General features: G+C 24.9%; 12 protein-coding genes. 2 read left to right on the forward strand and 10 right to left on the reverse strand.

Annotated elements, in window-relative coordinates:
- The 8 genes from KJQ99_RS07330 to rpmH form a co-directional block, all read right to left on the reverse strand.
- Positions 1–1,760, reverse strand: a 1,760-nt coding sequence (locus KJQ99_RS07330) for an LPS-assembly protein LptD (RefSeq protein WP_214150416.1), incomplete at its 3' end; no start/stop codon positions are given.
- Positions 1,753–2,241 carry an RDD family protein gene (locus KJQ99_RS07335; RefSeq protein WP_214116509.1) on the reverse strand — a complete coding sequence of 163 codons (489 nt, stop codon included), beginning with the start codon at positions 2,239–2,241 and terminating at the stop codon, positions 1,753–1,755. The genes KJQ99_RS07330 and KJQ99_RS07335, both read right to left, overlap by 8 nt.
- 221 nt (positions 2,242–2,462) lie before the next feature.
- Positions 2,463–3,788 (reverse strand): tRNA uridine-5-carboxymethylaminomethyl(34) synthesis GTPase MnmE, encoded by a 1,326-nt coding sequence (mnmE, locus tag KJQ99_RS07340; RefSeq protein ID WP_214150417.1) that lies wholly within the window; start codon positions 3,786–3,788, stop codon positions 2,463–2,465.
- Positions 3,785–4,414 carry a Jag N-terminal domain-containing protein gene (locus KJQ99_RS07345; RefSeq protein WP_214150418.1) on the reverse strand — a complete coding sequence of 210 codons (630 nt, stop codon included), beginning with the start codon at positions 4,412–4,414 and terminating at the stop codon, positions 3,785–3,787. The genes mnmE and KJQ99_RS07345 overlap by 4 nt, the downstream gene beginning before the upstream one ends.
- Positions 4,401–5,948: a membrane protein insertase YidC gene (gene yidC, locus KJQ99_RS07350; RefSeq protein WP_214120382.1), complete on the reverse strand. Its 1,548-nt coding sequence runs from the start codon at positions 5,946–5,948 to the stop codon at positions 4,401–4,403. Before yidC ends, KJQ99_RS07345 begins: the two co-directional genes overlap by 14 nt.
- Positions 5,949–5,957: 9 nt before the next feature.
- The gene (yidD, locus tag KJQ99_RS07355) at positions 5,958–6,290 is read right to left on the reverse strand and encodes a membrane protein insertion efficiency factor YidD (RefSeq protein WP_214116501.1); all 333 of its coding nucleotides are present in this window, start codon (positions 6,288–6,290) and stop codon (positions 5,958–5,960) included.
- A 1-nt stretch (position 6,291) separates the two neighbouring features.
- Positions 6,292–6,630, reverse strand: a complete 339-nt coding sequence (gene rnpA / locus KJQ99_RS07360) for a ribonuclease P protein component (protein WP_275592001.1) — start codon at positions 6,628–6,630, stop codon at positions 6,292–6,294.
- Positions 6,618–6,755 carry a 50S ribosomal protein L34 gene (gene rpmH, locus KJQ99_RS07365; RefSeq protein ID WP_214116499.1) on the reverse strand — a complete coding sequence of 46 codons (138 nt, stop codon included), beginning with the start codon at positions 6,753–6,755 and terminating at the stop codon, positions 6,618–6,620. The genes rnpA and rpmH overlap by 13 nt, the downstream gene beginning before the upstream one ends.
- Before the next feature lie 88 nt (positions 6,756–6,843).
- Between rpmH and KJQ99_RS07370 the strand changes: the two genes are divergently transcribed.
- Together KJQ99_RS07370 and KJQ99_RS07375 are read left to right on the forward strand one after the other, a co-directional pair.
- A complete protein-coding gene (locus KJQ99_RS07370; protein WP_214150419.1) occupies positions 6,844–7,404 on the forward strand; it encodes a uracil-DNA glycosylase family protein in 561 nt (186 codons plus the stop codon).
- A gap of 2 nt (positions 7,405–7,406) precedes the next feature.
- On the forward strand, positions 7,407–8,588 hold the full coding sequence (locus KJQ99_RS07375) for a hypothetical protein (protein WP_214116496.1): 1,182 nt from the start codon (positions 7,407–7,409) through the stop codon (positions 8,586–8,588).
- Between the two features lie 34 nt (positions 8,589–8,622).
- On the opposite strand, the gene KJQ99_RS07380 is transcribed toward KJQ99_RS07375, so the two are convergent.
- Together KJQ99_RS07380 and KJQ99_RS07385 are read right to left on the reverse strand one after the other, a co-directional pair.
- A complete protein-coding gene (locus tag KJQ99_RS07380; protein ID WP_214116494.1) occupies positions 8,623–9,651 on the reverse strand; it encodes an aspartate-semialdehyde dehydrogenase in 1,029 nt (342 codons plus the stop codon).
- Position 9,652: 1 nt separating this feature from the next.
- A partial coding sequence (locus KJQ99_RS07385) for an AAA-type ATPase lid domain-containing protein (protein WP_284467048.1) occupies positions 9,653–10,088 on the reverse strand: 436 nt, incomplete at its 5' end.

The following is a 10,088-nucleotide window of genomic DNA, read 5'->3' on the forward strand; positions in this document are numbered from 1 at the left end:
GTTAAAAATCTATCATAAGGCTTATTTTTCATAAGAAGCTCATCAATTTTATTATAATAAAATCCAGAACTTATTTTAAATGGCTGGGTTGTATATACGCCTTCTATAAAAAATCTATCAATATTAGAATTTTTAAACGAATACTCCGTAGTATTATTAATATTAAAATTATTATTAAAATAATACTTAAACTGATTGCTTAAAATATTAAACTTAGAATCTTCTGTCCTAAGCGTTAAAGAATGCTTAAGTTTTTTATCATTATCACTAAAAATTATTTGAGATAACTCAATATTAAAGGTTAAATCATCATAAGTATTTGGTATGAAAAATTCATTTTCTATTTCTTTTGAACCAGTCCTAAGACTAGCACCAAAACCAAAATTAATATTATGCAATATATAATCATACTTTCTAAATAAATTAGTATATATAAAAGCACTATGAGTAGAATTAAAATTATAATCATCTCTTCTACTATAATTATTATAAAAGTTAAGTCCTAATTCAAATTCTTCATTTAAAACAAAGTTAATATAATCATTAAATAAGCTTTTATTAAACTCAATTGGAACATAAAAATGAAATCTATTTAATGTACTACCTTCTCTTCTATAAAAATTGCTATATGAAAAATCTGCTTTATAGTTAATATGATTATCAAATAAAGTATCATAAAATCTATGATAATGTAGATTTGGAATTTCTTGTAAAGTATAATCTTGATTAATACTTGAAGTGTCTTGATAATATTTAGCATATAAACCGAAATAATCTTTATTATCTGTATAAAAATAATTAAATTTTGAAGTTATTATGGCTTCATCATTATTATCTAAAAAACTAGATAAATTCAAATAATCAATATCACTAATTCTTAAAAAGTCTAAATATAATCCTTCTTGATTTTTGTTATTTGTATTAAAGATTTTATCTCTTTCATAGTGCATATTAAATCCATAATGCTCGCCAAATTTCAATTCTTCTTTATTAAAATAACTATTAAATTCTTTAAAATACCCAACTCCTATATTTCCTTTAGAATAAGGGCTATCAACAAAACGAAAATTAGAATAAATTCCATAACCCCTATTTGTTCTAATTTGTGGTCTTAATTCTAAATCCATTCTATGATTAATCGCCCAAAAAAATGGTTGCTCATAATGAATAGCTTCTTTGCTTTTTATTGATAATTTAGGAACCAAAAAACCAGTTTTTCTACTATCATCTGTATTAATAGCAAAATATGGCATATAAAAAATTGGTATATTTTTAAATCTTAAAACCATACCTTTTAATACTAAATCTTGAGTTTTAGTATTATAAATACCTTCCTTAAAATCAATACTCCATTCAGGATTTGCAACATCACAAGAACTAACACTTGCATTTTTTACAATAAAATCACCATTTATATAAGAACTATTCTTACTTTTTAACCATACTTCAATAAAAGAATCGCTTATAAAAAAATTATCAAAATTTGCACAAGAATTACCTAAATTAATTTTTGCATAATTTGATATAGTAGTTTGATTATTGTTTATTAAAAATACATCTCCAAATAATTCTAATTCTTTTGTATCTTGATTATATTTACCACTATTTGCTCTTGCAAAATAATTTTCTTTAAACAACAATATATCTTTATTTGAGATTATGTAATTATCTTTTTTTATAAACTCATCTGATTGAATTTCAATTTGATTTGAATAAAGTAAGCCAATAAGCAATATCAAATAAGATATTTTTTTAATCAACTTTAATCACCATAGATTTGCTGGCAATATCAGCAAAATTTCTTCTTGTCTTATTAAAGAATATAGATACAAACAATACCCCATTTATAAAAAATTCACAAAATACAAACACCAAAGCTCTATTTAAAGATTCTGTAAAATTAGGAGTATCAAAATGTTCGCAATTTACAATTTTTGTCTTTGTAATCATATTGCCAAAAGTTGCACCATACATATAAAAAAATATAAGAACATAAAAGAATTTAATAATAAAATATGCTTTTACATAGCGAAATAATAATATATTTAAATTGATATAATCTTCGTTATTTATTAAGGTTCTTATTTTAATTATTTCTTCATCGTTTATAAAATATATCATTAAAATAAAGATAAGAATATAGCAAATTATAAAATCAGCCACAAAAGCAATAAACCTAGCAACAATATCGGCTAGTTGTTTATCTTCTTTTTCAAGCTTTTCTAATATTTTATCATCCATTTAAAACCCTAAACATAAATCCCCAAACAAGCGTTAAATTTCAAGGTCTTGTAACCTAAAAAATAGTGGAAGAAAAGCATTAAAGGCTGCAATTCACAATTACTTGCATCACAGAACACGGTTGCTTAAACTTAATCACATAAAAAAATCTGTTAGACCGAATATATTAAACCCGCGTTGTCTAGGGTAGTGTAATTTTACATAAAAAGCTTAATGAATTTTTACTTACCCAAGCAAAACTCAGAAAACATTGCATCAAACAATTCATCGCTTCCTGTTTTTTTACCAAAAAGAGATAGTTTATTTAAACTTTCATTTAAATAATAAGCACAAATTTCAAGCTCATTAAAATTATCTATAGCTAAATAAATATTCTCACTAGCACTATAAAACGCACTTATTAAATCAGTATTAGTTAAAACCAATTCATTGTCTAATTGAGAATTTAAATAATTTTTTAATTCAAATTCTAAAGCTTTTATATCATTATTTAATGCTGATATTTTAATACCTTCTAAAGTATTTACTTGAGCTAAGTCGCTTTTATTTTGAACTATAAAATATTTTTTACCACTATTTTTAATGTATTCTAAAAGTTTTAATTCATCTTCTAAGCATTCTTTTGATGAATCAATTAAAAACAATACTATATCAGCTTTATTAATAGCCTCATAGCTTCTTTTAATGCCTAATTCTTCTATTAAATCATCACTTTGTCTAATTCCTGCAGTATCAACTAATTTTATTAAATGTCCGTGATAATTTAAATACTCTTCAATGCTATCTCTAGTAGTTCCTGCAATATCACTAACTATTGCTCTATTAAACGATAATAAAGCATTTAATAAAGAGCTTTTACCTACATTTGGTTTTCCAATAATTGCTAGGTTAAATCCTTCTATTAAGCCTCTTTTTTTCTCGCTTCTAATTGCAATTGTTTCTAATTCTTTAGCGTTATTAAGTAGTTTTGTTTTAGCATTTTCTAAAATATCTTCAGGCAAATCATCATCAGCATAATCAATTGCAGTTTCTAAATAAGCTAAAGTTTTAATTAACTCATCTTGAGTGCTAGTGATTAATTCTTTAAAAGCTCCATCTATATTCTTAGATATTATTTTTCTTGCATTTTCACTCTTTGCAGCAATTAATTCATTTATTAAAAGTGCTTTTTCTAAACTCATTTTATTGTTTAAGCAAGCTCTTTTGCTAAATTCCCCTGCTCTTGCAAATCTAGCACCTAATTTATTTAAAATCATAAGTATATTTTGTGCGTTTGTAAAACCGCCGTGAATTTGAAATTCTACGCAATCTTCACCAGTAAAAGAAAAAGGGGCTTTAAAATAAATTATAATGCCTTCATCAACAAATTCATTTTCGTAAAATAGTTTAAAAAAGTGAGCATAGCGGGGATTATTTTTTAATTTTTCTGCGTTTTTTTGACTTAATAATTTTGATGCTATTTCTAAAGCTTTTTCCCCGCTTAATCTAATAATACTAATAGCACCATTTCCACTAGCACTAGCAAGTGCTACTATTGTGCTATTCATTGTTTTTTAAATTCTCCATAAATTGCAATGTATCTTCCTAAAGAACTATCCTTTATAACTATATTTTTATGAGAAAATTCTTTTAGTAATTCTTCATATACTAGATTTAATAAACTTGTTTCTAATGGTCTTGTTTGAGCCTTACCCACTTCATCAATTTTTGTCTTTACTTCGCTTAAATGCTTTTCAAGATTTTCTCTTAATTTAGCAAGAACACCACAAATCTCAACTCTTGCGTGAAGATTGTATTTAATGTTTATTAGATGATTTACAATAGTATCTAGTGCTTTGTATTTATGTGCGTCTTTTCCTATTAAACTTTCATAAGAATTTGCAATAAATTCTAAATTTACACTATTTTCATTAGCTGGAGTTACCACAACATCTCTTACATCAAAATATTCACTACAAAATAAATTTTTTAAATCTTTTGCAATATCTTCAATAATATTAATTTCAATTTTTTTCTTAACTTTTACTTCAATTATTGCATCTTTTTTAAAAAAACCTAAAAAACCAGCTTTTGGCAATTGAATTATTTCATACTCTAATTCTCTAATAGAGCAATTAGTTTCCTTAATTGCTCTATCAATAGCACCTTCTAGTGTTTTATCAACTATTTGCATTTTTTCCTTCTTTATTAGCAAAAATTTTATTTACAAACCATTGTTGAGCTAGTGAAAATGTATTATTTACACACCAATACAATGTAAGACCTGCTGGGAAATTTATAAAAAATATCACAAATACTAAAGGTAAGAATTTCATAATCTTAGCTTGTGTAGGGTCTTGTATAGTCATAGGAGTTATAACTTGTTGTAAAAACATAGTAGCACCCATATAAATTGGTAAAATATAATAAGGATCATGTATTGCTAAGTCATTAATCCATAAAGCCCAAGGAGCAGCCTTAAGTTCAATAGCATTTAATAATACCCTATAAATTGCAAAAAATATTGGAATTTGAATTAATATTGGTAAACATCCGCCCAATGGATTTGCCTTATGTTTTTTATAAAGCTCCATCATATGCATTTGCATTTTTTGTGGATTACCTTTATATTTTTCTTGAATTTCTTTAATTTTTGGAGCTAAAACTTTTAATTTTTGCATAGAAACCATACTTTTATAAGTTGGATATGTAAGACAAATTCTAACAACTATCGTAAGAATAACAATAGACCAACCCCAATTGCCTACATGTGAATATATAAAACTTAAAAATGCGAACATTGGTTTAGCAATAAAAGTAAACCAACCATATTCAACCACATTTGTAAGTTTTTCATTAACAGCTTCTAAAATTTTATGCTCTTTTGGACCAATATAAGCATTAAATGTATCATTACCACTAGCTACAACATAACCAACTGATAAATCTTTGTGATTTTTAACAACTACCTTAAATGGCTTTTCAAAATTATAAAATGTGCTTGTGTAGTATCTATCAGAAAATGCAGCTATTATAGAATCAGTTTCAACTCTTTCATCATTTGATTTTATATCTCCATCTTCATAATCTACTTTAGTATCATCATTTTTGTAAATCATAGCACCATGAACTGTTAAAGTATCTGCTAAAACATTAGGACGCTCACCTGGAGTAATAACATAATCTCTTAATTTATTATCGCTAAAAGTAATTTTTACTTGATAAAAACCATTTTCTTTGAATGTTATAATTTTATTAACAATTACACCATTTACATCTTTACTTAAAACTAGCTCTTCACCAATATTTACACTACTTTTATTTGCTTTAAAAGTTGTATTATTAAATTCTTTATTAAATTCACTATCATAAAAAACCATAGATAAAGGATATAAAGTAGTATTTTTATCAACTAAATTAATAGCTTCATTTGTTTCATTTAAAAATCTTTCATCTTTTAAAATAAAACTACTAATTTCTCCATTTTCATTGATTTGAACATCAAAATGCTCATTATTAACACTAGCAATAATATTATTTGTTTTTATTGCTTTAATATCTCCGATATTTTGAGTTTTTGTTTGTATATTACTAACTTCTTGCTTTTGAATTTGTTGAGTATTAGTAACAACTGGTTTAGGGATTAAAAAATCATAACCTATAAAAAAAACCATAGATAAAACTACAGCAATTATAATCCTTTTTTGTTGAGACATATTATCAAACATATTTTTCCTTTATTTGAATATTACTTTTACTATATAATAAAATTGTTTATCTTTTGGAACAAAAATCATTTTAAGTTTTTTTATCTTATTTTGATGTGTAAAAAGCATAATAGGTTTATGTTTAATTTTAATTATAGGATAATCAAAACCACCTACAAATAATTGATTACATTTTAAAATTCTTAAAGCTGTTAAAAAAAGTGCTTTAAAAAAATTATTATATTGAAGTTGAATAATCGCATATTGAGAGCAAGTTGGATAATATCTACAAGATTTAGGCTTTAAAGGACTTAAAAAATATCTATAAAATTCAACTAATTTAACAGCTAAATACCTAAACATTTTATTCCTTTAAACACCCCAACCTTTTAAGACTCCACTTAATATTCTTTTCTAATTCAAAATAACCTAAATCACTAAAACCTTTTTTTGCTACAAATATGTAATAACCGCTACTTATATTTGGATAAAGTTGTAAAAAAATAGCTCTTATTAATCTTTTAGTTCTATTTCTTACAACAGCACATCCTACTTTTTTACTTGCGATTACTGCAATTTTTTTAACTTCGCTTGGTTCGTGATAAATAACGCAGTTTTTAGCAAACCATTTTGAACCAATTTTATAAAGTCTAGCAAAATCTTTAGAATCATTTATGCTAGAAAATTCCTTTAGATTGCTAATCTTCTTCTACCTTTTGCGCGTCTTGCATTGATTACTTTACGACCATTTTTAGTCTTCATTCTTACACGAAATCCGTGAGTTCTCTTGCGAGGTGTATTGTGTGGTTGATAAGTTCTTTTTGGCATTTTTCTTCCTTAAATAAAAAAATTAAACGCATATTCTATCACAAATAACTTAATTATTTTTAAGTATTTTTGATATAAAATAAATTTTATGGATAAAAATACATATTTACATTACTTAAAATTATTCGGATTTTCCTTTTACAACGATAAGTTAAGCGTTAATAAAAACTACAATATAAAAGATATAAAAAATTGCAAATTATGCAATTTATACAAAAGTAAAAATAATTTTTATACAAATAAAGTAATTAAATCAAATATTTTCATACTAAGCAATATTGGTTTTAATGACAATTATGCTGAATATTTTAATAGTATTTTAAGCAAGAATTTAAGTCTTAATTTAAATAATGTATACATTACAAATATAGTAAAATGCTCAAATCAATATAAACAAGAAAATATTTTAAAGTGCTATCAGTATTTTTTAAATGAACTTTTAGAAAGTGAAGCAAATATTATAATTTTATTAGGAGAAAATTTAAAAAATATATTACAATTATCAAATTTTAATATTGGAGATATTATTTTTTATGACTTTTATGGTAAAAAAAGAAAAGTTTTGCTAAATTACAGCTTTAGCTTTATTAAAAAAAATCCAAGTTATAAAAATGATTTTATAAATAACTTAAAAAAAATAAAGGAATAATTATGAAAAAATTATTAACAACAATGTTAATATGCTCAAATCTTATTGCTGCCAAACAAGAATTAGTCAAAATTGAGCCAGCAAAGGTTTTTTATGTTAATTACGAAAAAGAAAAATGCTCTGATGAATGTCTAAAAGACTTATTATACAAAGGTCTTTATATAAGCTATATAACAAGATTTAATTCTAATGATGAAAAACTAAATAACATTTATGTAAAACTTCTTAATGGAATTGAATATATTGATTTACCTAAAAAACAACAATTAAACACAATTAAAATAGCTTTAGTTATACCAGAAAAAGTTGTAAAATCTTATTCTAGTAATATAATTTCTCCTGCACTTGCATATCTTATGAAACAAAATGATAATGTATATATGAAAGTATATTTTACAGGAGATGAAAGTGAAGCTAATATAGCTCCTATCATAAGCCAATTACACGATTATTCACTAATTATTACAGGATTTCAAAAAAACGGCATTAATGTATTAAACAAAAGTATTACAAATATTGCAGTATTTAATCCATTGGCAAAATCTAGTGATTTTGATAATGTAAATTCTAATTTTACATTTGGTAGCATAGATTATCAAGAGCAAGTTGCAAAACTAATAAATATTTCAAATAATAAAATAGCTGTATTTAAAGATGATAGCTTACTAGCAAGTAAAATAACTGATAATATAAGAGAACAAAGCAATATAATTTCTCTTAAAACTATTGAAAAGAAAAATCTAAATGTAAATTCGGCTTTAAGTGATGCTTGGAAATTAAATAATTCTAGCGTATTTTTTAATATACCATTAGTAAAAACAACTCTTTTGGCAACACAAATAAGAGCTTTAAGTATTAGACCAAATAAATATTTAAGCACTCAAATTAATTATCATCCAATGTTTTTAAACCTAAGCCAAGAAAACGAAAGGTCTATGTTTTATTTTGCTAATTCAATAGGCGAAATTGATGAAGAAATAGAGTATATAAATGATTTATTAGGGCAAAAAATAGCTTATAACTGGATAGCTTATTCAACTAGCGTTGGATTAGATTACTACTATCACGAGCTATATTCAAACAAAAAAGATAGATTATTTAAAGATAATTTTATAGGTAATTCAATACATTTTAATGTAAGAATTATGAATGCTAAACAATCAAAATTTAGCGAACAAAAATAAAACTAAGAATTTAAATTCTTAGTTTTAAGTAATTTTATAAAGATAATAAAGCAATTCTTACTGCGTTAGTTGCTGCTCCAACACGAATTTGATCAGCTACACACCATAAATGTAAAATCTTAGGGTTATTTAAATCAACTCTAATTCTACCAACATAAGTTTCATTTGTATTGCTTGTAAATAAAGGCATTGGATAGCGTAATTCTTCATTTTCACTATCTTCATTATGTGCTTTTGTGTTTGGATTATCCATCAATACAACGCTTGGAGCTTTACTTAAAATCTCTCTTACTTTTGTTAAATCTACATTATTTTTAAAAGTAATTGTAATACTTTCGCTATGACTTCTAAGCACTGGCACTCTAACGCAAGTAGCACTAATTTGCATTTTTTTATTCATAATTTTTTGAGTTTCATTTACCATTTTTAGCTCTTCTTTTGTATAGCCACTATCAGTAAATACATCAATTTGAGGAATTAGATTTAATGCTAGTTGATAAGTAAATTTTGATGGTTTAATTTCTTCAAAAGCAAATACTTTTTGAAGACCTTCCATAAGCTCACTCATACCTAAATTCCCTGCTCCACTTGCCGCTTGATAAGTGCTAACATCAACTCTTTCTATATCAAATACATCATCAAGTGGTTTTAATACTTGCACCATTTGAATGGTTGAGCAATTTGGATTTGCAATTATTCCTTTATGTTTTTCAAAATCACCAGGATTACATTCAGGCACTATTAAAGGCACATCATTCATCATTCTAAAATAACTTGTATTATCAATAACTAAAGCACCTTTATTTGCTGCAATTTTTGCATATTTTTCACTTATACTTCCACCCGCACAAAAGAATGCTATATCAACATCTTCTTCATCAAAACTATGCTCATCTAATTCTTCTATAACATAAGTTTCATCACGCCATACAATCTCTTTACCAGCACTATTTTTACTAGCTAATAATCTTAGTTCTTTTACTGGAAAATTGTATTCATTTAATACATTTAATATTTCTTCGCCTACAGCACCTGTTGCACCAATGATTGCAATATTTTTCATTTCACTCTCCTAAATTGTATTTTTGCATTTTTTCTCTAAAAACTTTTTCGCTCATTGAAATTAATTTAGAAGCTGCTTTTATATCCTTTTCTTGCTTTAAAGCTTCTTTAATTAATTCAAATTCTAAGTCATTTATATTATTTTTATTATTATTAGTAAAATTAAGCCTTAAATCACTATCTTTTACTATATTGTCATCACTTAAAATTGCAGCACTTTCAACAATAGAAATCAATTCTCTTATATTTCCAGGATAATTATAATCATTTAATACTTTTATAGCTTCTTTGCTAAAAGTTTTTTCCCCTAAATCATACTCATTACAAATTCTATTTAAAGTAGCATTAGCAATTTCTATTATTTCATCTTTTCTTTGTCTTAAAGGCAAAATATCTAGCATAATTGTATTTAATCTATAAAATAAATCTGCTCTAAAT

Origin of the sequence: Campylobacter sp. 2018MI13 (assembly GCF_018501135.1) — a bacterium.
Taxonomy (GTDB): Bacteria; Campylobacterota; Campylobacteria; order Campylobacterales; family Campylobacteraceae; genus Campylobacter_E.

Coding starts and splice junctions, on each gene's coding strand:
- mnmE (WP_214150417.1), bottom strand. CDS start 3,788: ATGAATAGCACAATAGTAGCACTTGCTAGTGCTAGTGGAAATGGTGCT.
- KJQ99_RS07375 (WP_214116496.1), top strand. CDS start 7,407: ATGAAAAAATTATTAACAACAATGTTAATATGCTCAAATCTTATTGCT.
- yidC (WP_214120382.1), bottom strand. CDS start 5,948: ATGTTTGATAATATGTCTCAACAAAAAAGGATTATAATTGCTGTAGTT.
- KJQ99_RS07335 (WP_214116509.1), bottom strand. CDS start 2,241: ATGGATGATAAAATATTAGAAAAGCTTGAAAAAGAAGATAAACAACTA.
- yidD (WP_214116501.1), bottom strand. CDS start 6,290: ATGTTTAGGTATTTAGCTGTTAAATTAGTTGAATTTTATAGATATTTT.
- KJQ99_RS07370 (WP_214150419.1), top strand. CDS start 6,844: ATGGATAAAAATACATATTTACATTACTTAAAATTATTCGGATTTTCC.
- KJQ99_RS07345 (WP_214150418.1), bottom strand. CDS start 4,414: ATGCAAATAGTTGATAAAACACTAGAAGGTGCTATTGATAGAGCAATT.
- rpmH (WP_214116499.1), bottom strand. CDS start 6,755: ATGCCAAAAAGAACTTATCAACCACACAATACACCTCGCAAGAGAACT.
- KJQ99_RS07380 (WP_214116494.1), bottom strand. CDS start 9,651: ATGAAAAATATTGCAATCATTGGTGCAACAGGTGCTGTAGGCGAAGAA.